The 24,778-nt window shown below is 68.9% G+C and carries 21 protein-coding genes, 1 pseudogene and 1 riboswitch; of the genes and pseudogenes, 9 read left to right on the forward strand and 13 right to left on the reverse strand.

From position 1 onward, the window contains the following. Nucleotides 1–68: 68 nt before the first annotated feature. The 4 genes from SALPAC4_RS0124270 to SALPAC4_RS0124290 form a co-directional block, all read right to left on the reverse strand. On the reverse strand, nucleotides 69–1,325 hold the full coding sequence (locus tag SALPAC4_RS0124270; RefSeq protein WP_019872598.1) for an MFS transporter: 1,257 nt from the start codon (nucleotides 1,323–1,325) through the stop codon (nucleotides 69–71). After that, the gene (locus tag SALPAC4_RS0124275; RefSeq protein ID WP_019872599.1) at nucleotides 1,322–1,894 is read right to left on the reverse strand and encodes an ArsR/SmtB family transcription factor; all 573 of its coding nucleotides are present in this window, start codon (nucleotides 1,892–1,894) and stop codon (nucleotides 1,322–1,324) included. The genes SALPAC4_RS0124270 and SALPAC4_RS0124275 overlap by 4 nt, the downstream gene beginning before the upstream one ends. A 562-nt stretch (nucleotides 1,895–2,456) precedes the next feature. Further along, nucleotides 2,457–6,032 carry a methionine synthase gene (gene metH / locus SALPAC4_RS0124285; RefSeq protein WP_019872601.1) on the reverse strand — a complete coding sequence of 1,192 codons (3,576 nt, stop codon included), beginning with the start codon at nucleotides 6,030–6,032 and terminating at the stop codon, nucleotides 2,457–2,459. A gap of 65 nt (nucleotides 6,033–6,097) precedes the next feature. Further along, nucleotides 6,098–6,174, reverse strand: a riboswitch (S-adenosyl-L-homocysteine riboswitch). An 86-nt stretch (nucleotides 6,175–6,260) separates the two neighbouring features. Beyond that, nucleotides 6,261–9,539, reverse strand: coding sequence for a BTAD domain-containing putative transcriptional regulator (locus SALPAC4_RS0124290; protein WP_019872602.1), 3,279 nt, complete (start codon nucleotides 9,537–9,539; stop codon nucleotides 6,261–6,263). A 227-nt stretch (nucleotides 9,540–9,766) separates the two neighbouring features. On the opposite strand from SALPAC4_RS0124290, the gene SALPAC4_RS0124295 reads away from it, so the two are divergent. The 6 genes from SALPAC4_RS0124295 (at nucleotide 9,767) to SALPAC4_RS0124320 (ending at nucleotide 13,788) form a co-directional block, all read left to right on the forward strand. Beyond that, nucleotides 9,767–10,657 carry an NAD(P)-dependent oxidoreductase gene (locus tag SALPAC4_RS0124295; protein WP_019872603.1) on the forward strand — a complete coding sequence of 297 codons (891 nt, stop codon included), beginning with the start codon at nucleotides 9,767–9,769 and terminating at the stop codon, nucleotides 10,655–10,657. Nucleotides 10,658–10,745: 88 nt separating this feature from the next. Further along, complete coding sequence (locus tag SALPAC4_RS0124300) at nucleotides 10,746–11,645, forward strand: YunG family protein (RefSeq protein ID WP_019872604.1); 900 nt, start codon at nucleotides 10,746–10,748, stop codon at nucleotides 11,643–11,645. A gap of 174 nt (nucleotides 11,646–11,819) precedes the next feature. Further along, nucleotides 11,820–12,248 carry a hypothetical protein gene (locus SALPAC4_RS0124305; protein WP_019872605.1) on the forward strand — a complete coding sequence of 143 codons (429 nt, stop codon included), beginning with the start codon at nucleotides 11,820–11,822 and terminating at the stop codon, nucleotides 12,246–12,248. A 24-nt stretch (nucleotides 12,249–12,272) separates the two neighbouring features. Beyond that, nucleotides 12,273–12,563, forward strand: a complete 291-nt coding sequence (locus tag SALPAC4_RS0124310; RefSeq protein ID WP_223874834.1) for a hypothetical protein — start codon at nucleotides 12,273–12,275, stop codon at nucleotides 12,561–12,563. Between the two features lie 235 nt (nucleotides 12,564–12,798). Next, the gene (locus SALPAC4_RS28730) at nucleotides 12,799–12,948 is read left to right on the forward strand and encodes a hypothetical protein (protein WP_223874835.1); all 150 of its coding nucleotides are present in this window, start codon (nucleotides 12,799–12,801) and stop codon (nucleotides 12,946–12,948) included. A 621-nt stretch (nucleotides 12,949–13,569) separates the two neighbouring features. After that, the gene (locus SALPAC4_RS0124320; protein ID WP_223874836.1) at nucleotides 13,570–13,788 is read left to right on the forward strand and encodes a hypothetical protein; all 219 of its coding nucleotides are present in this window, start codon (nucleotides 13,570–13,572) and stop codon (nucleotides 13,786–13,788) included. Nucleotides 13,789–13,821: 33 nt separating this feature from the next. Here the strand turns inward: SALPAC4_RS0124320 and SALPAC4_RS0124325 are convergent, their stop codons facing one another. Continuing rightward, nucleotides 13,822–14,916, reverse strand: a complete 1,095-nt coding sequence (locus SALPAC4_RS0124325; RefSeq protein WP_027644775.1) for an IS630 family transposase — start codon at nucleotides 14,914–14,916, stop codon at nucleotides 13,822–13,824. Nucleotides 14,917–15,572: 656 nt separating this feature from the next. Continuing rightward, nucleotides 15,573–16,118, reverse strand: coding sequence for a hypothetical protein (locus SALPAC4_RS0124335; RefSeq protein ID WP_027644776.1), 546 nt, complete (start codon nucleotides 16,116–16,118; stop codon nucleotides 15,573–15,575). 260 nt (nucleotides 16,119–16,378) lie between these two features. Between SALPAC4_RS0124335 and SALPAC4_RS0124340 the strand changes: the two genes are divergently transcribed. Beyond that, nucleotides 16,379–17,155, forward strand: a complete 777-nt coding sequence (locus tag SALPAC4_RS0124340; RefSeq protein ID WP_019872611.1) for an SIR2 family NAD-dependent protein deacylase — start codon at nucleotides 16,379–16,381, stop codon at nucleotides 17,153–17,155. 38 nt (nucleotides 17,156–17,193) lie between these two features. On the opposite strand, the gene SALPAC4_RS0124345 is transcribed toward SALPAC4_RS0124340, so the two are convergent. The 3 genes from SALPAC4_RS0124345 to SALPAC4_RS27050 all read right to left on the reverse strand — a co-directional run bounded on the left by SALPAC4_RS0124345 (nucleotide 17,194) and on the right by SALPAC4_RS27050 (nucleotide 18,775). Next, nucleotides 17,194–17,841: a DsbA family oxidoreductase gene (locus SALPAC4_RS0124345; RefSeq protein ID WP_019872612.1), complete on the reverse strand. Its 648-nt coding sequence runs from the start codon at nucleotides 17,839–17,841 to the stop codon at nucleotides 17,194–17,196. 271 nt (nucleotides 17,842–18,112) lie between these two features. Next, on the reverse strand, nucleotides 18,113–18,424 hold the full coding sequence (locus SALPAC4_RS28735; RefSeq protein ID WP_223874838.1) for a hypothetical protein: 312 nt from the start codon (nucleotides 18,422–18,424) through the stop codon (nucleotides 18,113–18,115). Between the two features lie 177 nt (nucleotides 18,425–18,601). Continuing rightward, nucleotides 18,602–18,775 (reverse strand): CPBP family intramembrane glutamic endopeptidase, encoded by a 174-nt coding sequence (locus SALPAC4_RS27050; protein WP_019872615.1) that lies wholly within the window; start codon nucleotides 18,773–18,775, stop codon nucleotides 18,602–18,604. Nucleotides 18,776–19,247: 472 nt separating this feature from the next. Here SALPAC4_RS27050 and SALPAC4_RS0124370 point away from each other — a divergent pair, with 472 nt between their 5' ends. Then, nucleotides 19,248–20,420 carry an acyltransferase family protein gene (locus SALPAC4_RS0124370; RefSeq protein ID WP_027644777.1) on the forward strand — a complete coding sequence of 391 codons (1,173 nt, stop codon included), beginning with the start codon at nucleotides 19,248–19,250 and terminating at the stop codon, nucleotides 20,418–20,420. Nucleotides 20,421–20,509: 89 nt separating this feature from the next. Here SALPAC4_RS0124370 and SALPAC4_RS0124375 read toward each other — a convergent pair whose 3' ends face one another. Then, entirely contained in the window at nucleotides 20,510–21,883 is a 1,374-nt protein-coding gene (locus SALPAC4_RS0124375) for a HAMP domain-containing histidine kinase (RefSeq protein WP_027644778.1), read from the reverse strand. An 11-nt stretch (nucleotides 21,884–21,894) separates the two neighbouring features. Next, nucleotides 21,895–22,611 (reverse strand): response regulator transcription factor, encoded by a 717-nt coding sequence (locus tag SALPAC4_RS0124380; RefSeq protein ID WP_027644779.1) that lies wholly within the window; start codon nucleotides 22,609–22,611, stop codon nucleotides 21,895–21,897. 339 nt (nucleotides 22,612–22,950) lie between these two features. Here SALPAC4_RS0124380 and SALPAC4_RS28740 point away from each other — a divergent pair. Further along, nucleotides 22,951–23,094: pseudogene (locus SALPAC4_RS28740) on the forward strand (methyltransferase domain-containing protein); the annotation flags it as partial. Between the two features lie 266 nt (nucleotides 23,095–23,360). Here SALPAC4_RS28740 and SALPAC4_RS0124390 read toward each other — a convergent pair. Both SALPAC4_RS0124390 and SALPAC4_RS0124395 read right to left on the reverse strand, forming a co-directional pair. Further along, nucleotides 23,361–23,714 (reverse strand): hypothetical protein, encoded by a 354-nt coding sequence (locus SALPAC4_RS0124390; protein WP_019872621.1) that lies wholly within the window; start codon nucleotides 23,712–23,714, stop codon nucleotides 23,361–23,363. Nucleotides 23,715–23,959: 245 nt separating this feature from the next. Next, nucleotides 23,960–24,364, reverse strand: coding sequence for a VOC family protein (locus SALPAC4_RS0124395; protein ID WP_019872622.1), 405 nt, complete (start codon nucleotides 24,362–24,364; stop codon nucleotides 23,960–23,962). Nucleotides 24,365–24,778 lie beyond the last annotated feature (414 nt).

The following is a 24,778-nucleotide window of genomic DNA, read 5'->3' on the forward strand; positions in this document are numbered from 1 at the left end:
AGGCGTTGTTCGGCAAGCCAGAGGTCCGCTACGCCGCAGGGCTGATCAGCACATGTCTGGCCTTCGGATCAATCACCGGCGCTGTCTTCGGTGCCACCGCCGGTCACGCTTGCCAGGCGCTGGGCCGGCAGGGTCAGGACCAGCATGACCGCGAGCGCCGGAATCGCCGCAGCGACGAGAAAGGCCGTGCCGGCGTTGGTGTGGCTGACCAGCACGCCGCCGAGAGCGTAGCCGCCGGCGCCACCGAGACCGGTCGCGGAAGCGAGCCACGTGAACGCCTCGGTCCGGCAGCGCGCGGGCGCGAGAAGACCGCAGATCGTGGCCAGCGTGGTCGCTGCCGGTGCGATCGCGAGTCCGGCCAGGAACATCAGGGGATAGAGGGCCGCGAGGTTCTGACCACTCAACAGGGTGCAGAATCCGAGGCCGGTCAGGGCCAGTAGGACTCCGCACTGCCGCCGGATGCCTCCGGGCCAGTCCCGCGTGCCGAACGCGAGCCCTCCCGCCACGCTCCCGGCCGCCCAGACCGCCAACAACCCTCCCGCTGCGGACGTCGACCCGAGTTCGATGGCCCGGGCGATGACCCCGACCTCGATGAACCCGACCGCCGCCATCTGCATCGCCACGATGGGCAGGAGGGGAGCGAGGGCCAACAACCCGCGGTCCAACAACCCGCGGCTTCGGGTGATCGCCCGGATGTGCTCACCCTTCGACCAACCCACCATGGCGGCGAACAGCCCGGTGCCGACCAGACTCACCACGCCAGCGATCAGCAGCGCGGTCATGGGCGAAGCCACTACCACCAGTGCGGCGACGAGCGCGGGACCCCCGATGAACATGACCTCCGTGCCGATCGTGTCCAGGCTCAGGGCACTGGTCCGCTCGCTCGGCTTGCTGAAACTGCGGATGAACACGGAGCGGATAGCCGCACCCAGCGGCGGGGTCGACGCGCCAGCGACCGCTGCGAGCGGCCAGATGAACGGCGCGGGCACCACGACGAGGGCGATGATGCCCGCCGCATTGATCGCCGCCGCGATGACCAGCACGTACGGCCCCCGGCGGTCGACCATCCGGCCGAGGACGACGAAGCCGAAACTCGCGGTAACCGCATAGATGGCCACAACCGCGCCCCCGGCCCCTAACCCGCCGAGGTGCTGTTGGGCGAACAGGAGTAACGCGAGCGGGACCATGGTCTGGGTGAGGCGTGCGATCAGCGAGCCGAGGAAAGCCCACCGAACCGTCCGGTGCGAGGCCACCGCGAGGTACCGACGCACTCCGGCGGGGGTGGCCACCGGTGGTGCGGAGGTCTGGTCCGGGGCGGTGCTCACGCCTGCCTTCCCCCGGGCATGGTCTGTGGGAACCCGTAGAGGATCAGTCGGACGGGCTCCTGCGCCTCCGAGGACGCCAGTTCGGCGCGACGTACGTGCTCCCGTGTGATCGACTCCACTTCCAGCCCCCAGGCGTGCAGTTCGGCGGGCGACATCAGCGCGGTGCGGCTGTGCATCGTCACCGACGAGTTCCACCCGGCGTGACGCTCGTCGTGCCCGGCCACGAACTCCTGCAACAGGGCCTGGTCCCGGTGCAGCCGGACGCGCATGAACTGCTCCTGCGCCGTCTCCATCTCTGGGTCATCCGTCGGCATCTCCTCCAGGGGCACGTCGGTCTCCCCGGTCGCCCGGCGCCAGGGGCGCTCCCGAAGGCTGGCTCCCTCCACCACGGCCGGCTCGACCAGGCCCTGCGCGGCGAGGATACGCAGGTGATAGGAGCAGGTCTTCGGGGTGAGGCCGAGCAGCGTGGCACTTTCACTCGCCGTCAGCGTGTCCCGCACCCGAAGCAAGTCGAGGAGCGCCAGGCGGGTCGGATGTGCCAACGCCCGCAGTCCCTCAAGCGTGGTCACCGATCGAGTCGTGGAAGACATGTTCCGGAACACTACTTCCCAAGTTGCCGGCGGTCAAGGAACGGACGGGGTGACGACGATCGCGTACCGCCAGCCGATCCGCAGCGACCAGACCGCCACCCCGCTTGCCGGCCTGTTCATCAACTCGCAACCCGACGGCGCCGCCCCAAGCGGATAGTTGCGCAAAGCCCCGCCCCAGCGCCCGGCGGCACTCATCGACAGGGCCGGAGAGAGCTACGCCGACAGTTAGGCGGAGCTGCACCCGGAGCCGGGGAATCTGCGGCGATAGGCGTGAACCGGCGCCGCTCAGCCCAGGCGTCGGTGTTGAGCACCACCATCCCGCCGACGGCGACGTCAATGGTGGCGTCCTCGGTCGGCAGATTCTGTGAATCATCCGCCCGGACTCGGCCCGGTGGTCACCGAGCCGGCGAACCGTAAATCGAGAGCCCCTTCTACATCCTCAAAGCTCGAAATACACCTCTACTGAGGTCAAGCTGATCGGCACGAGGACGCGGATGCCCAACGATCGTGGCGTGGCGCCTCCGCCTTGGCGCTACACCCGTCAGGACGGTTCATAGGCGAGATTGGGTCGCAGCCACCGCTCGGCGTCAACGACACTGATGGCGCGGCGGGCGGCGTAGTCTTCGATCTGGTCCCTGCCGATGCGGCCCACGGTGAAGTATTTCGCCGCCGGGTTGGCAAAGATCAGCCCGCTGACGCTGGCTGCCGGCGTCATCGCAAAGGACTCCGTCAGACCGATGCCGAGGTCGGTGGCTTTCAGCAGGTCGAACAGGTCCCGTTTCTCGCTGTGGTCCGGGCTGGCGGGGTAGCCGAGCGCCGGTCGGATGCCCCGGAAGCGTTCGGCGTGCAGGTCCGCGAGGTCCGGCGTGGCGTCTGGTTCGAACCAGTCGCGGCGGGCCTTCAGGTGGATGTACTCGGCGAAGGCTTCGGCAAGCCTATCGGCCAGCGCCTTGACCATGATTGCGCGGTAGTCGTCGTGCTGGGCCTCGTAGTGCGCGGCCAGGGCATCCGCGCCGTGGATCGTGACGGCGAAGCCACCCAGGTGGTCACCGTCGGGGGCCACGTAGTCGGCCAGGCAGCGATTGTTCCGGCCGGCCGGCTTTACCGTCTGCTGGCGTAGCATCGGCAGGCGCACCCCGTTGCCGAGGACGATGTCGTCGCCCTCGGAGTGCGCGGGCCAGAAGCCGTAGACACCTCGGGCTTGGAAGGAGTCGTCCTTCGTGATCTGGTCCAACAGGGCGTTGGCGTCGTCGTAGAGCTCGCGGGCGACCGGCTGATCCAGGATCGCCGGGAACTTGCCCTTGAGTTCCCAGGCCAAAAAGAGGAACTGCCAGTCGATCATCTCGCGCAGCTCGGGCAGGGTGGGCTGGACCGTCCGCCAGCCGGTGAAGGCCGGGGTCGGCAGGTCGCTGAAGTCGACCTGCTCGCGGTTGGCGCGGGCCTCAGCCAAGCCGAGCATCGGCTGGGAGTGCCGGTTGGCGTGCGCCTCGCGCAGCTGCTCCTGCTCGACGCGGTTGGCGCGGTCCAGCTCGCGGGCCCGACCGTCGTCGAGCAGGTCGGAGACCACGCCGACGACCCGGGACGCGTCGAGCACGTGCACGGTTGTGCCGTCGTACGAGGGGGCGATACGCACGGCGGTGTGTTGACGCGATGTCGTGGCCCCGCCGATCAGCAGGGGCACCTTGAGGCCGCGGCGCTGCATCTCGGCGCCGACGGTGACCATCTCGTCCAGCGATGGCGTGATCAAGCCGGACAGGCCAATGGCGTCGGCGCCCTCGGCGACGGCCGTGTCCAGAATCCGGCCGGCCGGAACCATCACGCCCAGGTCGATGACCTCGTAGTTGTTGCAGCCCAGGACCACGCCGACGATGTTCTTGCCGATGTCGTGCACATCGCCCTTCACGGTTGCCAGCACGACCTTGCCCTGCCCGCGGCCCGGGTCGATCCGGCCCTCCAGGCGGGCCTGCTCCTTCTCGGCTTCCATGAACGGTTCGAGGTAGGCCACCGAGCGCTTCATGACCCGGGCGCTCTTGACCACCTGCGGCAGAAACATCTTGCCGGCGCCGAACAGGTCACCGACGATCTTCATTCCGTCCATCAGCGGACCCTCGATGACGTTGAGGGGTCGGGCGAGGCCCTGCCGGGCCTCCTCCGTGTCCTCTTCGATGAAGTCGACGATGCCGTGGACCAGCGCGTATGACAGCCGCTCGTGCACCGGCGCCTCGCGCCAGGAGAGGTCGACCGCACGCTTGGTGCCGGAACCGGTAACGGTCGACGCGAAGGTGACCAGGCGGTCGGTGGCGTCCGGGCGCCGATCGAAAATCACGTCCTCAACGAGTTCGACGAGGTCGGCGGGGAGGTCGGCGTACACGGCGAGCTGGCCGGCGTTGACGATGCCCATGTCCAACCCGGCGCGGACAGCGTGCAACAGGAACGCCGAATGCATCGCCTCGCGAACCACGTCGTTGCCCCGGAAGGAGAATGACAGGTTGGAGATGCCGCCGCTGGTGCGGGCACCCGGGCAGCGCTCCTTGATCAGCGGGAGGGCGTCGATGAACGCCTTCGCGTATCCGTTGTGCTCGGCGATGCCGGTGGCGACCGCGAGGACATTCGGGTCGAAGATGATGTCCTCCGGCGCGAATCCGACCTGCTCGACGAGCAGATCGTAGGCCCGGGCGCAGATGGACACCTTCCGTTCGGTGGTGTCGGCCTGGCCGTGCTCGTCAAAGGCCATCACCACCACGCCGGCGCCGTAATCGTGGATCCGGCGGGCCTGTGCCAGGAACGACTCCGGGCCTTCCTTGAGGCTGATGGAGTTGACCACGCCCTTGCCCTGCACGCACTTGAGGCCGGCTTCGAGCACCGTCCACTTCGAGCTGTCAATCATTACCGGGATCCGGGCGACCTCAGGCTCGGTGGCGATAAGGTTCAGGAAGGTCGTCATGGCGCGCTCGCTGTCGAGCAGGTCCGCGTCCATGTTGACGTCGAGCAGGTTGGCGCCGCCGCGGACCTGCTCCAGGGCCACGTCGACCGCGCCCTGATAGTTCTCCGACTCGATGAGTCGACGGAACTTGGCCGAGCCGGTGACGTTGGTGCGCTCACCGATCATCACGAACCCGGTGTCCGGTCCGATCGCGAAGGGCTCCAAGCCACTGAACCGGGTGGCTTCGGGCCGGGCGGCAACCGTCCGTGGCGGGGTGTCGGCCACGGCGGCGGCGATCCGGGCGATGTGCTCCGGTGAGGTGCCGCAGCAGCCACCGGCGATGTTGAGCAGGCCGGACGCGGCGAACTCGCCGAGCAGGCCGGCGGTCTCCTCCGGCGTTTGGTCGTAGCCGCCGAAAGCGTTCGGCAGACCGGCGTTGGGGTGACACGCCACGTAAGTCCCGGCGATCTTGGAAAGCTCCTCGATGTGCGGGCGCATCTCGGCCGCGCCCAGCGAGCAGTTCACGCCGACGACCAGCGGATCGGCCCGCTCGACCGAGCGCCAGAAAGCCTCCACGGTCTGCCCCGACAGCGTCCGGCCGCTGAGGTCGACGATGGTCACGGAGATCCACAGCGGCAGCTGCGGCGCGACCTCACGAGCTGCGGCGATTGCCGCTTTCGCGTTCAACGTGTCGAAGATCGTCTCGATCAGCAGGAGGTCGACACCGCCCTCGGCCAGGGCCGAGATCTGCTCCGCGTACGCCGCGCGCACCTCGTCGAAGTCGACGGCGCGATACGCCGGGTCCTCGACCCGCGGCGACAGCGACAGCGTCACGTTCAGCGGCCCGACTGAGCCGGCCACGAATCGGCTACCGAACTCGTCCGCCGCCTGCCGGGCCAGCCGCGCACCCTGAACGTTCATCTCCCGAACCAGTGACTCGAGCCCGTAGTCGGCCTGGCCAATGCTCGTCGCCGTGAAGGTATTGGTGGTGGTGATGTCGGCACCGGCGGCCAGATACTGCCGGTGTACGTCCAGAATGACGTCGGGCCGGGTGAGGTTGAGCAGGTCGGGGTCGCCGCTGACATCCTGCGGATGGTCGACGATCAGGTCGCCTCGATAGTCCGCGGCGGTGAGCTTCGCGGCCTGCAGCATCGTCCCCCAGGCGCCGTCCAGCACCAGAACCCGCTGCGACATCAGCTGTCGCAGCGACGATGCCGCGCTTTTCTGGCTCGATAACGCGCTCACGCGGCCGCCTCCAAAGCTCGGAGGCGCCCTTGTTGAAGAACTTCAGGGCCGAGCGTGGCGGGCTCCGCCCGTCGCAGCGCCTCTCGACCCAACACGCAGATAGTACCCGACCCGCTCGCCTGAGTGTCCCCCGTGAGGCGTCGGCAGCTGGCTGCTGCGGTCACGCGGCAAGCCCGATCATGACGAGCACCGCCCTTCACCGGCGATGTAGCGGCGGAGCCACATCGCCGTTACTCCGAGCACGTCGGCGGCAGATTTCCGGCTCCGAGCGGCGGACTCAGAGACCGTACGGCGGTCGATCCTCAGGCTTCCCTCCCGGACGTGCTCGGCGAAGGCGTCGCCCACAGCGTTCACGCACCGGGCGGCGAGACGGTCGACGTCAACGCGCTCCGCGGGCGGCAGCGGTGCGCCGGCGGCGGCCCGGACCGCCTGCGCGGCACCGAGCAGCACGGCCGCGCGCTCGTGGTCGCCCAGCAGGGCGTACGTGCCGGCGGTGCCCTCGATCGAGAGCGCGATGCTGCGCGGATCACCGGTCCCCCAGGCCACCTCGATGCCCTCGCGGTGCAGACGCAGCGCCGTCTCGCCATCGCCGCGCTGCTCGGCGGTGAAGCCGAGCTCGGCGAGGATCAGGGCCGCGCCGTGCTCGCCGTCGAGTTGCCCGCACCAGTCGAGCCACCGCCGCAGGTGCGTCTCAGCGGCGTCGAGCCGGCCCTGGCGGCGGGCCACCATGCCGAGGCCGACCTCGGCGAACTGCTGCCCGAAGGTGTAGCTCTGCTCGGCGGCCAGCCGCAGTGCCCGCTCGTGCAGCTCGCGCGCCTGCGCGTAGTCACCGTGCAGCAGTGCGAGGCGGCCGAGCCCCGACATCTTCGTGGACACCTCGTTCCACAGTCCCAGGGCCTCGGCCTCGCGCAGGCCGTCGCGGTGCAGCCGGGCCGCCTCGTCGTAGCGGCCGAGCACCTCGGCCCGGGAGGCCAGGGCGTCGGTCGCCTGCAGCCTGCCCCAGCCGTCGCCCAGTTCGCGGAAGAGAGTGGCGCTCTCCTCGCCGTACCGCCGGGTCGCCTCGAGATCTCCACACAGGATGCTGCGGGTGGCCAGCGCGGCCATCGCCGCCGCGGTGCCCCAGGCGTGGCCGAGGCCGCGGAACTCCAGCAGGGCCTGGTCGAGATGCTTCTCGGTGCTGTCCTGGTCGCCGAACCCGAGCCGCGCGAACCCCAGGAACCAGCGAACGACGGCCCGGTCCACCGGGTTGTCGACCTCGTTCTCCAGCTCGTCGAACTGGGCCAGCGAAAAGCTCGCGTCGCCCGCCCGCAGTCCGAAGCCCGCCCGCCAGGCGAGGGCCGTGGCGCGGGTCGAGCTGCTGCCGGGAGGTGACCCAACGAGCGCCCGGGTGAAGGCGCGTTTGGCCTCGGCCGCCCGGCCGCGCAGGAACCAGTACCACGCCAGTGCGTTCACCATGCGCAACGCGAGATCGCCAGCGCCCAGCTGCGCTGCGGCGGCCAGCGCCACCCGGAAGTTCGCCCGCTCGGCGTCCAGCCGCTCCAGGCAGCGGCGCTGACTCGGACCGCGCAGCAGCGGCAGCAGCCGTTCGGCCAGTTCCAGGTGACAGCGGAGGTGGCGCCGGCGGAGGTCGGCCTCCTCGCCGGCCTCCCGGAGCCGATCAAGGCTGTACGCGGCGACCGACTCCAGCAGGCCGTAGCGGCGCACCCCGTCGACGTCCGCCACGGTCACCAGGGAGCGGTCCACGAGGCGGGCTACCAGGTCCAGCACGTCCGCGCGGCCGATCGGCCCACCCGAGCAGACGTCCTCGGCCATCTGCAGCGGAAGGCCACCCCTGAACACCGCGAGCCGTCGCAGCACTATCCCCTCGGGCTCAGTGAGCAGATCCCAGGTCCAGTCGAGAGCCGCGCGCAACGTCCGCTGCCGGGCCGGAGCGCCACGCCTGCCTACGGTCAACAGCGCGAACCGGTCCTCCAGCCGCACAGCCAGCTCGTGCACGCCGAGGGCACGAACCCGGGTCGCCGCCAGCTCCAGCGCGAGCGGCAGGCCGTCGAGACGCCGACAGATCATCTCCACGGGCTCCACTGTGCTCTCATCCAGGATGAATCCGGTGGAGGCATCGGTGGCTCGGGCCACAAACAGCTGCACTGCGCTGGAGCGTGCCGCCTGCTCCAGCGCTCGGGGCAGGTGCAGCGGCGGCACCAGCCACAGTCGCTCACCCGCGACGCCGAGGGGCTCCTGACTCGTCGCCAGCACCCGCACCGCCGGCGCGGCCCGCAGGATCAGGTCGGCCACCCGGGCGGCCGCGGCCGCCACGTGCTCGCAGTTGTCCAGAACGAGCAGCATCTGCTTGGTGCGCACCGCGCCGGTCAATCCCTCGTCGTATGCGGCCGTACGCACGCCCAGGGCGATCGCGACCTGTTCGGCCACCGCTGAGTAAGCGTCGTCGCCGGCCGAGGCGGCGGCGACCGTCGAGAGCTCGACCAGCCAGACGCCGTCCGGGTACTGGTCGGCGACCTGACGCGCCACGGCGAACGCCAGGCTCGTCTTGCCCACTCCGGCGATCCCGTGCAGGGTGACGAGGCGGCTGGCCTCGAGCAGTGCCCGCACCTGGACGACCTCCGTGTCCCGGCCGATCAGAGCGCTAACCGGGGCGGGAAGATTGGTCAAGGAACGCGCGGTGGTGGTGATCGGGGAGGGGAACGGGTCTAGGACCGGATCCCGCTCCAGGACCGCCTGGCGCAACGCCTCCAGTTCGGCACCCGGTTCCACGCCGAGTTCGTCGGCCAGCACGACCCGCAGGTCGTCGAAGGCGGACAGCGCCTCGCTCTGCCGGCCAGCACCGTACAGGGCCCGTATCTGCGCACCTCGCAGCCGCTCGCGCAGCGGGTGGCGGACCACCAGGTCGGCCAGTTCGCTCGCCAGCAGGCGGTGCTCGCCCAGCTCCAGCATCGCGTCGGCGCGGTCCTCCAGCGCGGTCAGGCGCTGCTCCTCCAGTCGTGCCACGACCGGCCGCGCGAACTCAGCGTCGGCGAAGTCGGCCAGCGCCGGACCCCGCCACTCGGCGAGCGCATCGCCCAGGATCGACACCCGGTCACGCAGGTCAGCAGCGGCGCGGGCGCGATGTAGCCGGTACTCGAACCGGCGGGCGTCCACCTCGTGGCCGGGCACATCGAGGAGGTAGCCGGCCGGGCGTGCGGCGACCACCAGCGCGCCCGCACCGGACTCAGCCGCCTCCAGCGCCCGGCGCAGCTGCCACACCGTCGTGTGCAGGGCCCCGATCAGGTTGCCCGGCGGGTCGTCACCCCACAACACGTCTGCGATGGTGTCTGCGGGCACCGGCTGGCCCTCGTGCACGAGAAGGACCGCCAGCAGCGCTCGGGCCTTAGAGCCGGGTAGGCGTGCCGGACGGTCGGCAATGGACCACGCGGCCAAGTTCCCCAGAATGCCGAACCGCATAGGCGAACACGATACCGGTTTGAATCTGCACGCTGGGTAAATGCCGGGCAGGGCAAACATCGCGAAACAGCCACCTCGCTATTCCGTCTCGGAGCACCTCGCCGGAACGTTTTGAGAGCCGGCCGAGAGAGCCCTTAGAGAGCCGACAGCCAAGGTCGGCGGAGCGGCGAGCGCCGGATCACGCCCACCTGCCGGCGGTAGCGCACAACGAGGAGGAGAATCTCACCATGGCTGCGGACAACCGCGAACCCGTCACGGTCATCGGCCTGGGCGCGATGGGCTCAGCCCTCGCTCGGGCGTTTCTCGCGAAAGGCCATCCCACGACGGTGTGGAACCGGTCGCCCAACAAGGCGGACGATCTCGTCAGCCAGGGAGCGCTCCGGGCCACGACCGTCGCCGACGCGATGTCCGCCGGAAGGCTGATCGTGGTCTGCGTCCTCGACTACCGGGCGATGCGGGAGATCATCAACTCGACCGACGACACCGCAGCGGATCGGGTCATCGTGAACCTGACCTCCGGCACGCCGGCGGACGCCCGTGCCACCGCCGCCTGGGCCGGTGAGCGCGGCATGAGCTACCTCGACGGCGCCATCATGGCGATCCCGCCCATGATCGGCTCCGAGGAGGCACTCATCTTCTACGGCGGTCCGCAGGAGGTCTACGAAACGCACGCCGAGACGCTGCGGTCGGTGGCGGGCGGCGGGACCTATCTCGGCCCCGACGCGGGCCTGCCATCGCTGTACGACGTGGCGCTGCTCGGCCTGATGTGGACGACGTGGACCGGCTTCATGCAGGCCACAGCGCTGCTCGCGTCGGAAGAGGTGCCCGCGGAAGACTTCCTGCCGTACGCGCAGACATGGTTCGAGCACGTCATCTCGCCGGAGATACCCACCCTCGCCGGCCAGGTGGACACCGGCGCCTACCCGGACAACGAGTCGACGCTCGGAATGCAGGCGGTGGCGATCGCGCACCTGGTACACGCGAGCCGGACACAGGGCGTGGACGCGGCGCTGCCGGAGTTCCTGCACGCCCGCGCGGAGCAGGCCATCCGTCGCGGGCACGCGGACGACGGATTCGGCGCCGTGTTCGAGGTCCTGCGCAATCCCACGGCCCAGTAGCGCACCGCCACCGGGTCCGCCATGACCGGAACAGAGACGCTGTGCATCGTTGACATCAACTGTCGTACCCCTGCGACAGTGTCCCGGCATGGTGAACGTAGAGCTGCTGCGGCCCGTGTTCCAGACGGCTTGGGGACCTGACACGTGCGACCCGCATGATCTGGCTAACTGGCGGCCTGAAAACCCGGCCCGAGGCCAGTGCGGTACAACCACACTCGTAGCCCAGGAGCTGCTGGGCGGTGAGCTGGTCCTCGGCGAGGTCCACGTCGAGGGCGTGAAGACCGGCTACCACTGGTGGAACAGGCTCCCCGATGGCACAGACGTCGATCTGACGATCGGGCAGTTCCACCCCGGTGAGATCGTCACCGGCGGCGCGATCCGCCGCCGCCCACCTGGACCACCTCTCGGTCGCTGCCGCGGTCAATACGAGCTACTCCGGCACCGGGTGCTCAGCACACTGGCCGACCAACACCCGAGACTAAGTGTCGACCGTCCCGATCTCCCAGGCCAGGCACGCAGCCAAGCACCCGCCGACGACTCGCCCACTCGGCCGGGTGAACCGCCGATCCGCATCGCCGTGGTCGCGCTGACTGATCCGACCGGTGCGGTGCTGCTTCAACTCCGCGATCCGCGCGCGGCGGCCGAGCCCGGCCAGTGGGCGCTCCCTGGCGGGCACGTTGAGGCCGGCGAAGCTCCAACGCAGGCCGCCGTTCGGGAATTGGCCGAGGAAGCCGGCCTGACCGCGAGCCTTCACCCGATGTGGCAGGACCTGCGCCCGGACCTGACCGGCGCAGCCTCGGCCGTCGAACTACACGTCTTCACCGGCACCACCGAGGAGACGACGATCAGCCTCGGCGAGGGTCGCCCGACGCGGTTCGTGCCGATCGCGGAACTACCCGAGGTGGACCTGAGCCCAACGGCAGCGGCCGCACTGCACCGGCTTGTCACCGGCGTGGCCGAATCGGCATCGAACACCGATCGTTCATAACGCTCGCTTGGTGGGATGCGGCGGTATTCGAACCACGTGGTATTCGCCGTGTGCCGAGGTATTGACGACCTGCCAGCGTGGTTCTCGCTGGCGCAAGGCGGCTGCGGGGATGTGTTGGCAGGTCGTGGTGGTGGTATGGCAGAGTGATCGTCATGAGTCAGCCCCGAAAGGTCCATGGCGCGTAAGTCGCCTGGTACGCTGCGCGCGCAGTCGAAGTCGGCCGGCCGAGATGCCGGCAAGATCCGTCCCATCGATGGCCTGTCGAGCCGCGCGAACGCGGCGATCGTCAGACTTCAGCTCCGGCATCCGGAGATTGGCTCGGTAGAGACCGCGCTGATTGGCTATCGCCGTGCGATTCGGCGGTCCGGCCGGTGGCTGGACCTTCACTACTGTTCCTCTCCGACCTGCGATCCGGTGGGCCAGCGGGACGTCCTTGGAGCCGCGATGCGCCTGTTGCCGAGGGCTGCCGGCCGGGAGTTGCGGCGTGTCGTCGAGGCGTTGGACGAGGAGTTTCTCGGCAAGACGCTGCCTGATCCCCGAGCTGCCGAGCTGAGTGTCTGGCATGCCCAGGCATGGTGGCGGCAGCGGCTGAGGGAGCGGTGAACGTAGCGGGTGCCGGATCTGCAGATGTCGGGTGCTGGGAACGTCGGCTTGAATGACGTGGTGATCACGATGCAGGCGGTCGTCGAGGTGCCGATGTTCGACAGCGGGGCGGCTCCACCGTGGCCGGTGGAGCCGCTGGCACCTGGCTCGTGGCTGGTGCTCAACGCCGATTGCGCCGATGAGCGGGTCGGGTTGTTCGTTGCGGCCCTGGCGGATCGGATCGATGTGGCGCCTCCTGGCGGCCGTAATGAGGTCGTGGACGCGCTGCTGGCCGAGGAGTTGCTCATCTTTGCTGGGGGGGGTGCAGGTGGGTGACACCCGAATCGGGACTAACGTAGTGCCAGGTTGTTGCAGTGGGCTGGAGGACTGGCGGGATTGGGCACAGCTGCTCACTGGCGGTTCGCCGTGGCTGGGACATGATCCGGGCCCGGAGGTGGAGGTAGTCGGTGAGGATCTGCGGGTGTGGCAGGACGGTGGCCCGAATCGTCATCGCGGCCGTTGGGCCGTCCGCCACGTCGAGCTTCCGCGTCGTGCACTGCCGCAACTGCTGATGCGCGTGCAGCGAGACCTGGTCGGCTTCCTGGACGCCCTCGCCGGATGGGCCGCACGGTCCGGACTGGGCCAGCGAGGGACCGCCTTGGTGAAGGCAGTCGACCAGAACTTCGCCATCACGGCGCCGTTGGACTTGCCTGCTGGCTAGCCACTGGAGTTGTTGGTATTCCTGCGTGGTCATGTGGCCTCGGCGATCGTCGCTCTGCCGACGACGGGGCTACCCTGGTGCATGGTGATGACGTCGCCAGAGTTCAGGAGCCGCCAGGGCGTCGGGGCCAGGGGGCGGGCCGGCCCCACCAGTCGTGGCGGGTATCAGCTCGGACTGGTTCTGGACCTGAACGATCGCGATGCGAACTGCCGGTTCGGCAGCCGGAGTGCACTGGTGTGGGGGTTCGCTGATTTACGGCGTGCGCTCTTCCTCGGTGGGTGGTGTTGCCGGGGTTTGATCACGTATGGCGAAGTAGTGGGTCCAGTCGGTGCTGACGGCGTTGGCCCAGCGGCTTGCGGTCCGAACGGTAACGCCGAGGAGGTCGGCGAGGACGGGTGCAGGGATGTCGGCGGTGATGGAGACGATCGCGGCGTGGCGGCCGGGAGCGGGTGTGATGCCGTGGCGGCGCAGTTGTTGCGTAGCCCGCGGGCGCTGATGGGCTGATCGGGGGCTCGTCCAGGGAACAGCAGCGGTGTTCGGGCATTCGTGGCCAGCGGGCTGCGTCGGGGTTGTGATGTCGCGGTGTGCGCGAGGGCGATGGCCGCCAGCGGTGGCGGCAGGGTGAAGCGGGATGCGACCAAGTTTCAGCTGCGTGTGACCGTGGCGGCTGGTGACGGCGCCGGTGTGCAAGCGCACGAGTCTGGCGGTGGTGGTGTCGAAGAGCAGGATGAGTGCTCCGGCGAGGCGGACGTCGGGTCCAGCACCGCCCCGATGGAGACGCCAGACCAGTTCTACGGGTACGACGGCTACTCTGACAGCGCGTCGGCCGCCGCCCTCTAGTGGACCGACTAGTATCCCGTGATTCTGATGGGTTTACTTGGCGTTGTTGTCGACGAGTTTCTTGACGCTGGTCTGTACGAGTTGGACTTTGGCAAGGATCTCCTCGGCGGTGGCGGTCCATTGGAACGGGCGGGGGTTGGCGTTCCAGGTGGTGATGTAGTCGCGGATGGAGCGGATCAGGACCTGGACGGAGGAGAAGGTGCCGCGGCGGATGGCCTGGCGGGTGATGATGCCGAACCACGTCTCGATTTGGTTCATCCAGCTGGAGCCGGTCGGGGTGAAGTGGAAGTGCACGTGGGGGTTGTTCTCCAGCCAGGCGAGGACGTCGGGTGTGGTGTGGGTGGACAGGTTGTCCAGCACCACGTGGACGTCCTTGCCCTGGTGTGGCCTGACGGCCTTGCGTAGGAAGGCCAGGAACTCTTCGCCGTTGCGCGACGGGCGGCACTCGCCGATCACCTCGCCGGTGGCGATGTTCAGGGCGGCGAACAGGTTCGTGGTGCCGTGGCGGACGTAGTCGTGGGTGCGTTTCTCGGTGGCGTCGAACTCGATCGGCAGCAGCGGCTGGGTCCGGTCGAGGGCCTGGATCTGGGTCTTCTCGTCCAGGCTGAGCACGACCGCGCCGCCGGGCGGGTCCAGATATAGGCCCACGATGTCCAAGACCTTCTGCGCGAAGGCCGGGTCCCGCGACAGTTTGAACGTGCCGGACCGGTGTGGTTTGAGTCCGTGTTCACGCCACAGGTTGGCCACCCAGTGATGCGAGACCGGCACCCGCTCGGTGCGGGTGACGTAGGCGGCCATCTCCCGGCTGGACCAGTGCGACAGACCGGTCTCGGTCGGCGGGCTCATCCGGGTCAACGCAAGCACCCGCGCCCTGATCCGGGCCGGCACCTGCTCCCGTCCCCCGCCGGGCCGCTGGCTGAACAGGCCGGCGGCGCCCTCGGCGGCGTACCGGCCCAGCCACAGGTCCACCGTCGGACGCGACACCCCGGCCAACGCCGCGATGTCCTTCTTCTGGCGGCCCTCGGCATTCCACAACACGATCCGCGCCCGCGCCCCGACCGCCGCAGACACCTCACCACTGTTGATCAATGCCCGAAGCTCGGCCCGCTCGTCCGACGTCAACTCCACCCCACCAGCGAACCACACCCACATCACGTAAAGGCAACAGAATCACGGGACACTAGGCCGCTCCGGCATTTGCTACAACTCACACGGTGCCGGCACCTGGGCGTCCTGCAACTACGATATGCGCGAGGACGGCATCGTCTACTGGCAGACGTGCTACCGAGACCGGTCCGCCGGCATCCCCCGGAATTGCACCGAAGCGACGGCGGTCAAGGCCATCAACGGCGACTGGTGATCGCCGGACCGAAGCCGGCGTCGGGCTAAATTCATGGGTGGGTCCGGGTACATCCGGACCCACCCCACGACACCTCGACGCATCACACGGGAGGCCGACGCACCCGTCATTAATCAACAGTCACTGATACTGCGATGAGCCGCCTACAGCGGCCCGTGCTGACGGATACCTGCGGGGCCATCCGTACTGCCGGCTCGCTGGGTCGGCACAGGTACCTGGGATCGAAGGAAGCCAGTCCCATGTTGTTGTCTTCCACCCACCATCGCACACCCCGGACCGATGAAGTGCTCCGCAACCGCCGCGCCAGTCGACAAGGCCGACTGCGAACAGCAGACCGGCACGGCCAGTCCTGCTTGGAAAGGTGGCAGCGCCTGGTCCCAAGCAGGCACTAACTTGGCCACACCCGATAGGCGGTCGTTTGCCGCTACGTCCGCGCCGCCCCGGAGGTCTCGGACGTCAAGGAGTGAGTCGGGCTGGCCGGTTTGGCCTGCTGCACCTCGATCGCCCGGATGTGCCGGTACGCGAACCACAACGGTGGGAATGCTCCAACAGCAAAGGAAAGATCCACCATGGTCCAGAACCACGGGATCTGCCGGAGCGGCCCGCAGATCAGCGCCAGCGGTACAATCCCGGCGCAGGCGATCATGCCGAGCTGGACCACCCAGACGTTGCGGACCGGGTCGCGCAGCGGACCCCAGAACGCCACCGCAAGCACCAGATGGGCGAACGCGAGCCAATCCGTCCCGTACCGCATGAACGGATAGCGCTCCCCGGTTTCCACCAGCCCGACGTGCACCCGCTCAATCCAGCTGACCAGCGCCGGCAACTGGTCGGCGAACGGATCGACCGCCCGCAGCAGCCAACGCACCTCAAGCTCGAGCGGAAAAGCGGTCACACCGCTCAGGAACAGTCCCGCCACGACGATCCACAGCCAGCCGCGGGTCCGCCGCAGGCGCTCCTCGACATTCATTCCGGCAGGGTAGCGATGGGCTTCGAGGTGCCTGGATCCGACCGGGTAGACGCGGACCATTCCTTAGCCGACAGCGGAGCAAGCGAGTCCGTCGGCCGCCCATCCCGGCGTCCAACCGAGTTAACCGCACCTGGCCCGGCCGGTGCTGCCGTACCTCGAACAGCCCCGTCCTGCCGATTGCGGGCCAGTCGGTTGTCGCAGGCGCCTCCTGCCGCTGCCCGAAGCGGTCGCGCCGCCGCGTCGTGGCAGGATCTCCTCGCATGGACAGTGTTCTGCCGCACCGAGCTGCCCAACTCCTCGGCGCCGCCCGCCGGGTCGTCATCCTCACGGGCGCCGGCATCTCAGCGGAGAGCGGCGTCCCCACCTTCCGCGACGACCTTACCGGCCTGTGGGCGCGTTTCGACGCCCAGCAGCTCGCCACCGCGGAGGCGTTCCACGCCGAACCGGACCTGGTCTGGGGCTGGTACGAATGGCGACGCGCCCGGGTACGCCGAGCCGAGCCCAATTCAGGGCATCTGGCCATCGCCACCATCGAATCCCGAACCCCCGACACTACCGTCATCACGCAGAACGTCGACGACCTGCACGAACGCGCCGGAACCCGGGCCGCGATCCACCTGCACGGCAGCCTCTTCACACCCCACTGCGTGACAGCGGCTGCTCACCCAGCAACCTTCCCAGACCCGCCCGACGGCGAGGCCGCAGAACCGCACGAAGGCGGCCGCATCTCGCCGCCCCGGTGCGCCTCCTGCCAGGCACTCGTCCGCCCAGGCGTGGTGTGGTTCGGTGAGGCACTACCCGAGGCCGCATTGACCACAGCAGCCGAAGCCGCCACCACCTGCGACGTACTCCTGACGATCGGCACCTCCGGCGTCGTGTACCCCGCCGCCGAGATACCCCGGATCGCGGCAAGCTCAGGCGCCACCGTGATCCAGGTCAACCCCCAGCCGACCCCACTCGACCAGATCGCCGCCATCAACCTGCGCGGCACCGCCACACAGGTCCTCCCGACCCTGGTCGCAGCCGCCTGGAGGTAGCTCCGGCGTTCAGGGGCGAGTATCCACGGTCGACGCTGTCAGCGGGTGGTCGGCACCCCGGCGAGACCGGCCGTCAGCCGTCCGAGGAGCCACCCCGAGTCCCAGGTCGACACCGGTGGTCCACCGGCGATCCGGAACGACGGCACCGACCGCACGCCCACCCGACGGGCGAGCTGCTCGTCGTCGCGGACCCGATCGGCATACCCGTCGCCGGTTAGCACCGCGGTGACGGTTTCGCCGTCCATGCCCGCGGCCTCGGCCTGCTCGCGCAGCACGGCGTGGTCGGAGAGGTCGGCCGACCGGGCGTGGTACGCATCGAAGAGACGGTCAAGTAGCGGCTCGACCCGGCCGGCGTGCTGTGCCAGTTGCACCATCCGGTGCATGTCGAAGGTGTTGACCGGCCGCACGATCTCCGGGCGCAGTACCGCCCCGTAGGGCGCGCCGGTGGTATGGATTCGGTCGAAGACGTCCTCGATCTCGGCCGGCGACATCTCCCAGTCGTCGGTCATGATGTCTACGAGCCGACGCCCCTGGCCCGGCGGCAGTTGGGGCCGCAGCTCGAAGGCGCGGTGGACGGTCCGGACGTCCGCGGCGGCCGGAAGCCGGGACAGTGCGGCCTGCCAGCTCAGCCGGCCCAGATAGCACCACGGGCACATCACGTCGGACCAGATCTCCACGGTTAGCACGCTGCTGTTCCTTTCGTCGGATGTCGCGATCGACATCGGTCAGTCCCGGCCGCGCAGGCGCAGGGCGAGCACCACGGAGACCGCAAGCAGGCCGCTCACCATCAGGAAGGCCGTGCTCAGCGAGGACGAGCGGCTCGCGAGGACCGGCTCGGCCAACCGACCATCGATGCGGTCGAGGAACGAGGTGTCGTTAAGGGCACGGAGCCGGTCGTCTCCAGCTGTCGGACCACGTCTGCGTTAGCCGGATCAGCGAGCACACCCGGGTCGCCGGTCACCGACCGCAACGCGCCCTCCTTCGCCGCCCGGTAATGGGCACCGACCTGGTCGGTGGCCAGGGCGAACACGAGCGAGACGAACACCGCGGTTCCGGCGATGCCGTCACCGGAAAGCCGGAGCCGCCCTGGCGTAGGACGGTGTCGAACGGCTGGACACCGGTGGCGCGTACCCGGAACCGGATCTGGCCCGGGCCGGGCTCGGGCACGGGCAGATCCGCCACGCGCAGTGCCTCGGGCGGGCCGTGCTGGTCGAAGACCACCGCCCGCATCGTCCGGCCCACCGCCTTACCCATTCGGGAGTCAGTCACCGGACCAAGCTAAAAACTCAACCCTGCTTGAGGTCAAGCCAACCAATCTCGTCTTCGATGGTCGGTCGTGGCCAGGTATGACACCACCAGCGCTTCCACACCGGGCGGTACCGAGGCCGACCGGTGCCGGGTGACGCCGAGCATCGCGCCTCACACCATGGACAGCCCGATCCCGGTTCACCCGGACGGGAAGCCGTCCCAGTGTGCGATGCCGAACGCCGCCGCCTGAAGGATGATTGCCGGCGCGGCGCCGAGCGCCCTGGTCAGCTCAGTCGGTACGACACCCCGGTAGAAAAACTCCTCGGTGACGGCGTTGACCGCCGAGAAGGCGAGGACCCCGGCCAGGAACACGACCAGCGGTCACTCGCCCAGGCTGGTCACAAACGGTGGCGCCGGCGGATCGAACAGCATTGTCCACAGGGTCAGCGCGAGCACGCTCACGGCGATCACCGCCAGCGCCGACCACAGCAGTTCGGGCGTGCGGAGACCCTGGCGGAGCCATGGCGCTGCGGGTCGCAAGCTCTGGCCAAGTCCGGGTGACCCCGTAGCCGGCGGCCAGCGCCACCAGCACGGTGATCGGCCAGGCAAGCAGGCCCGCCGGAACAGGTGCCCGGCTATGCCAGCTGGCTCGTCGTGCCCGTACTGATCGGTGACGCTCGCCAGGGGTTCGCTGGCCGGTTCTTGACTGCTTCTTGCCCTTTTCCAGACGTGCTTTCACCTTGCGCTGCCATCGTGGGGCCTGCCGAAGCTGCGCACCTCCAACCCACCGTGTCCGGCGGTGCGTCATCACCTTTGTGGATTCACCGAGTGAGGAAGGCGTCTGTTGCTCAACACCAGGAGAAACGCTGTTCCGTCGACCGGCGATGAGGGGGCGAACGGTGCCACCTCATCGACCCTGCCAGCGGTGGGACGAGACCGCTACCTCGACTTCCTGCGGTCCGTCGCCATCGTTCGCGTGGTGGTGCTACACACCGCCGGGGCACCTTGGATGACGCTGGCCTTTCCATCTATGGGCATCATGTTCACGCTCGGTGGAGCGATGATGGCTGCGTCCCTCGATCGCCGGAAGGGAGTCACGGCCGTCGTTCGGGGCAGGATGCGTCGGCTACTACCCCCGCTGTGGATGGTGGCGGCGGTCGCCCTGCCATTGATGTGGTGGGAGGCACACGGGTCGGATGAGCCGTTCCGCCCAACGTGGCAGTACCTCTTCTGGCTCCTGCCGGTGGGTGACCCGCCCGTCGGCGAGTCCGAGCTGGGTGGCGGTTTCACCGGCGTGCTGTGGTACCTGCGCGCGTACCTGTGGTTCGTGCTGCTCTCGCCCCTGCTGCTGCGCATCTTCCGCCTGAGTCCCTGGGCGGTGCTGGCGGTGGCGGTGTGTGGGGTGGTTGCCCTCGACCTGTCAGCCGTCGGGGGTGAGGGGATCCTGAGCTCGATGCTGACGGGCTCGGAAGGGCTGTTGAGCAGCTTCGTCGTCTACCTGGCCTGCTGGCTTTTGGGATTCGCCCACCACGACGGTCTGTTGTCCCGCATCAGCGGCTGGGCCACCATGCTCTTGGCCGCCGGGCTGGCAGCCGTAGGCTTGTGGTGGACCTACCGGGCCGAGCAAGAGATCGAATTCAGCTCGCTCAGCCTCTATGACAGCCTGGTGTTGAATACACTGCTGTCACTGGCGTTCGCCTTGGTGTTGCTGCGCTTCCGGCCGGGTTCCGGGCTGATCGACCGGGTCGCCCCGCTCCGGGTGCTGACCGAACGGATGAACTCCCGGGCGGTGACCATCTACCTCTGGCACTACCCGTTGCTGCCTCTGGTGTGGTGGCTGAGTGAGGACGGCCTGCTCGCCGGATGGCCCGTGCCGGAGGTGGTGGCCATGATCTGCGTGGAGTTCTCGCTGGTCCTGGTCGCGGCGTGTGCGTTCGGTTGGGTTGAGGATCTGGCTGCCCGCAGACGTCCCTCGCTGCTGGGCGGGGGCAGGAAACCGCCCCCGGCGCGTGCGTGAAGGTTCGCAGGCCGACGGCACAACGGGGCCACCGGGCAGCCACGCATCATCAGGGCCGAGGTTGGGCTGGTGAGCGCCAGGTGATCGGTTCAGCGCCGCGGCAGTTCGAAGCCGATCGTGGCGCCCCCGCCGTCGCGGTTGCGCGCGAACACCGTCCCGCCGTGCGCGGTGACCACATCCCGGACGATCGCCAGGCCCAGCCCCGAGCCTCGCATGCCCTGGGCCTCGGGAGCCCGGTAGAACCGGTCGAAGAGCCGCCCTTCGGGTAGGTCTGGTATCCCGGGTCCGCGGTCCCGCACCTCAACCCGGCCCCGGTGGATCACGATCTCCACCGGGGCCCCGGAGGGATCGAACTTGGTGGCGTTCTCGACCAGGTTGGTAAGGGCTCGTTCCAGGGCCTGTGGCCGGCCGGTGACGACGGTAGCGTCGGCCTGCGTCGTGATCTCCCGGCTGGATCGGGTCCGGAAACGCTGGGCAACCCTTCCCGCGACCTCCACGAGCTCAACGGGCTCGGTCGCCTCCAGTTCTCGGGTGTCCGTCGCAAGCTCCACCAGCTCGTTGACCAGCTTGATCAACTCCCGGGACTCCATCGTGAGGTCGGTCAGCAGTGGACCGCGGGCGGCCAGGGGCAGTTCGTCGAACCGGTGCAGCAGGGCGATGTTGGTCCGCATGCTGGTCAGTGGAGTGCGTAGCTCATGGCCTGCCTCCTGCACCAGTCGTTGCTGGGCGTCCCTGGACCGGGCGAGCTGACCCAGCATCCGGTCGAAGGCCCTGCCGAGGCGGCCGACCTCGTCTCGCCCGCCCACAGGCACGGGCAGATCCAGCCGTCCGGTGACGGTTACCTCCTCCGCCACCCTGGTCAGTCGGACAAGGCCGCGGGTCACCCGAGTCGTCACGAACCAGCCACACACTCCGGCCGCCAGCGAGATCGCGATGCCGACCGCCGTGATTCTGGTCCTGAGGCTCGTGAGTAGCGAGTCCACCTCGCTGAGCTGTTGTGCCACCTGGATAGCTCCGCGCCCTCCGCCGAGCGCGACCGTGATGATTCGTACCCGGGTGTGATCCAGCTGGGCTTCGCTGCTTCGGGTGTACCCCGGATCCCCGGCCGCGGCCACCGCCCGATCCGCGCCCGACACCGGAAGCGGCTGGGGGTGGCCCTCGTCAACGACCTGTCCTCCGGGTCCGAGGATCTGACCGATGAGCGTGTCGGATCCAGCGAGGACGTCACCGAGATCAACGCCGAGGTCGTCGTCCAGCTCGACCAGGTCCTCCGGCGTCAGGTCACCGGCGTCGATCGTCAGCTCCGCCACGGCCTCCGCCGCCCGGTCGAAGTCGTCGTCGGTCTCCTGCCAGATCAACCCGGACGCCTGACCATAGCTCAGCGCGCCGACACCGACGGCGACCAGCGCCGCGACCGTGGCGAACAGCAGGGAGAAGGTCAGCCGCAAGCTGGGTCGGGTCATGTCACGCAGAGTCATGATTCGCGGAGCGTGTACCCGACTCCCCGGACCGTGTGAATGATCTCGGGTGCGCCCGGGCGGGCCAGCTTGCGCCGCAGGTAGCTGATGAAGACGCTCAGGTTCTTCGAACCAGTGCCGAAGTCGTAGCCCCAGATGCGGTCGTGAATCGTGGCGCGGTCCAGCACCACCCCGCAGTTACGTATCAGTAGTTCGAGCAGGTCGAACTCTGTCCGCGACAGGACAATCTCCGCACCACCCCGCCATGCTCGGCGCGCTGCCAGGTCGAGCCGTACCCCGGCTGCTGCCAGTTCGTCGCTGGCAGGGCTGTCCGGGCCGATGCTCGGGGCCGCCCGGCGCAGCAGGGCGCGCAGCCTGGCCAGGAGTTCCTCCGGCTCGAAGGGCTTGACGAGGTAGTCGTCCGCGCCGGCGTCGAGCCCAGCAACCCGGTCGGAGACCTGGGTTCGTGCGGTGAGCACGAGGATCGGGGTTCGGTCGCCCTGTGCCCGCAGGACCCGGCAGACCGTGAGGCCGTCCAGGCCGGGCATCAGCACATCCAGGACGAGTAAGTCCGGGTTGTCCCGGCGGACCGCGGCAATCGCCTCGAGGCCGTCACCCGTGGCGATGACGTGGTAGCCCTCGAGCAGCAGGGATTGCTCGACGGCGCGGCGGATGGCGGGATCATCCTCGGCGAGGAGGATGGTGGGCACGGACACCACCGGACTGTGCCACATCTCGTCCGACCGGAGCCACCGCACCGGACCTCCCCACATTCCGCCGGGTCCGCGTCCTGGACACCGTACGAGCCCGGCGTGGCGGGACACCGCTCCCCCGGCCGTCGCGACACCTCGCTCCCCGCCGTGACGGCGGAGCGTCCCGGCCTTCATGTAGCCGTGCGACGATGCGATCGTGCAGGACGCGAGCTACGACGCACACGCCGACTGGTACGCGGAGTACGTGCGTGGTCGGGCCGCCCGCTACACCTTGGACACTGGAGCCGCCCTCGCCGACCTGGTCGGCCCGGGACCCGGGCGCTGCCTGGACATTGGGTGCGGAACCGGCGTGCAGGCCCCATGCTGGAGACGCTCGGCTGGACGGTGGCGGGCGTCGACCTGTCCCTGGGCCAGCTACGCCATGCCCGCGCCAAACTGCCAGTGGTGGCGGGCAACGGTGCCACGCTGCCGATCGCCGGTGAGAGCGTCGACGTGGCGGTCGCCACCCTCATCCACACCGACGTGGGCGACTGGGCCGCCGTCGTGGCCGAGGCCCGCCGGGCATCGTCGGCGGGCGTCGCTCATCACGCCGACGTTGAACAGCTGGACGCAGCAGAGCTTCATCACCTCCGTGTCGCCGTAACCCTAGCTCTGCCGCTCAGCCTCGGCCTGGGCCGTGACCAGGTCGCGGATCTGATTGGGTGTTCCGCGACTGATGCAGACCATAGCGGTGCAAGATCTCATCTTCTTTCACCGTCGCCAAGTCTCCTTCAGCCGCCTGGCCGAAACTCGTGGACCACCTCAATCAGCCCAACAATGTGCCGGTTGAACTCGTCGAGTTCCTCGGCCGGCACCCACAGCTCGAGGATGTCCCGGCCACCGACCTGCCGGACCGGGTAGCGGGAGGCGAACGCGCGGGCGACCTCGAACCGGGTCACGTAACCGACGCCGGAGACGGGCACGTTCCAGTCCCGGGCGATCATGATCGCGTACTGCTCGTTAAGGACCGGGTAGAAGATCGGCTGGTCGGGCAGCCGCGGCGGCCACGCTTTCCAGCCGGAAGCGCGTACGAGGTCCAACTCCTCGGGGCCGGTCGGCCGCCACAGAGTCGTCGTCCCGGCCATCGCGGCACTCCTTCCTGGCCGGCGAACAGTACCGGCTGGCCCACGGCGTGGACCAGTCGGTTTCGCCTTCGTTGTCGTACCGGTCAGTCGCAGCGAACGCCGGGGCCTCAGCGCTGCCGCCGGCCAGCCACTGCTGACAGCGCAGGTCAGCCTGGCGAACCAGGACCGGGCCCTCGGCCTCCTCGCGGACCGCGTTTGAGCCTTCAGGACCCGGTGTGGCCCGGGAGGGGCCCGGTGCGTGGGTCTCAGCCCTCGAACTCACCGGGGGCAAGCGAGCGCAGAACGCAGAACTCGTTGCCTTCGGGGTCGGCCAGGACCTCCCAGCCGCGGTCCGGGCCCTGACCCACATCAACCCTGCCGGCGCCCAGGGCGATCAGCCGCTGGACCTCGTCCTTGGTGCTCGTGTCGATCGGGCTGACATCGAGGTGGAGACGGTTCTTCACGGTCTTGCCCTCGGGCACCCGGGCGAAGACCAGGGTGACCGGCATCTGACGGGCCCGCACGTCCTCGACGTTCGGCTCCCAGGAACCGATCTCGATAGTGTCCTCGTCGCGGTCGAGAACCGTGAAGCCGAAGACCTCGCACCAGAAGGCGGCGAGCCGTTCCGGGTTGTAGCAGTCGATGCTCAGCTCGGTAAACCTGCTTGTCATGTAGCTCCCAGGGAGAGTGCGGACGGGGCCCAGAGTACGGGCTCACGCCGACAGACTCACTAGCCCGAAACCTCCTGACCACCCACACACACGCCACAACAACCGGCTTACCAGCACGTCCGATCAGTCCCCAATCGATCGGTCGCTGTTTTCCGCGACGGCGAGCAGCAGCTTTTCGAGCTTGTCTAGCCAGGAGGCGGCCTCCCCCGGCGCGAAGCGGTCAGCGTAGTGGTCCACAATTTCACCAGCACCTCGCCGTTGGTGAAGGCAGCACCAGCGCGTGGTGGCGCACCCGCGCGCAGGTGCTCGCCCCGACGGCTACCGAGGCCGGACCCCACGCAGACGGTGGTGCGACCGCGTGCCGCGTACGCACAACCTGCACGAGGCTGCCCCTGCCAGGCGGGCCGGACGCCG

This window comes from Salinispora oceanensis, assembly GCF_000383575.1.
Taxonomy (GTDB): Bacteria; Actinomycetota; Actinomycetes; order Mycobacteriales; family Micromonosporaceae; genus Micromonospora; species Micromonospora oceanensis.

Bases quoted from the DNA above. Each gene is read 5' to 3' on its own strand.
- SALPAC4_RS0124395 (WP_019872622.1), bottom strand. From the start codon at position 24,364: ATGACAAGCAGGTTTACCGAGCTGAGCATCGACTGCTACAACCCGGAA.
- SALPAC4_RS0124340 (WP_019872611.1), top strand. From the start codon at position 16,379: ATGGACAGTGTTCTGCCGCACCGAGCTGCCCAACTCCTCGGCGCCGCC.
- SALPAC4_RS0124380 (WP_027644779.1), bottom strand. From the start codon at position 22,611: ATGTGGCACAGTCCGGTGGTGTCCGTGCCCACCATCCTCCTCGCCGAG.
- metH (WP_019872601.1), bottom strand. From the start codon at position 6,032: ATGTCGCAGCGGGTTCTGGTGCTGGACGGCGCCTGGGGGACGATGCTG.
- SALPAC4_RS0124290 (WP_019872602.1), bottom strand. From the start codon at position 9,539: ATGCGGTTCGGCATTCTGGGGAACTTGGCCGCGTGGTCCATTGCCGAC.
- SALPAC4_RS0124335 (WP_027644776.1), bottom strand. From the start codon at position 16,118: ATGAATGTCGAGGAGCGCCTGCGGCGGACCCGCGGCTGGCTGTGGATC.
- SALPAC4_RS0124300 (WP_019872604.1), top strand. From the start codon at position 10,746: ATGGTGAACGTAGAGCTGCTGCGGCCCGTGTTCCAGACGGCTTGGGGA.
- SALPAC4_RS0124390 (WP_019872621.1), bottom strand. From the start codon at position 23,714: ATGGCCGGGACGACGACTCTGTGGCGGCCGACCGGCCCCGAGGAGTTG.
- SALPAC4_RS0124310 (WP_223874834.1), top strand. From the start codon at position 12,273: ATGTCGGGTGCTGGGAACGTCGGCTTGAATGACGTGGTGATCACGATG.
- SALPAC4_RS28730 (WP_223874835.1), top strand. From the start codon at position 12,799: ATGCGCGTGCAGCGAGACCTGGTCGGCTTCCTGGACGCCCTCGCCGGA.
- SALPAC4_RS0124375 (WP_027644778.1), bottom strand. From the start codon at position 21,883: ATGACCCGACCCAGCTTGCGGCTGACCTTCTCCCTGCTGTTCGCCACG.
- SALPAC4_RS0124295 (WP_019872603.1), top strand. From the start codon at position 9,767: ATGGCTGCGGACAACCGCGAACCCGTCACGGTCATCGGCCTGGGCGCG.
- SALPAC4_RS0124305 (WP_019872605.1), top strand. From the start codon at position 11,820: ATGGCGCGTAAGTCGCCTGGTACGCTGCGCGCGCAGTCGAAGTCGGCC.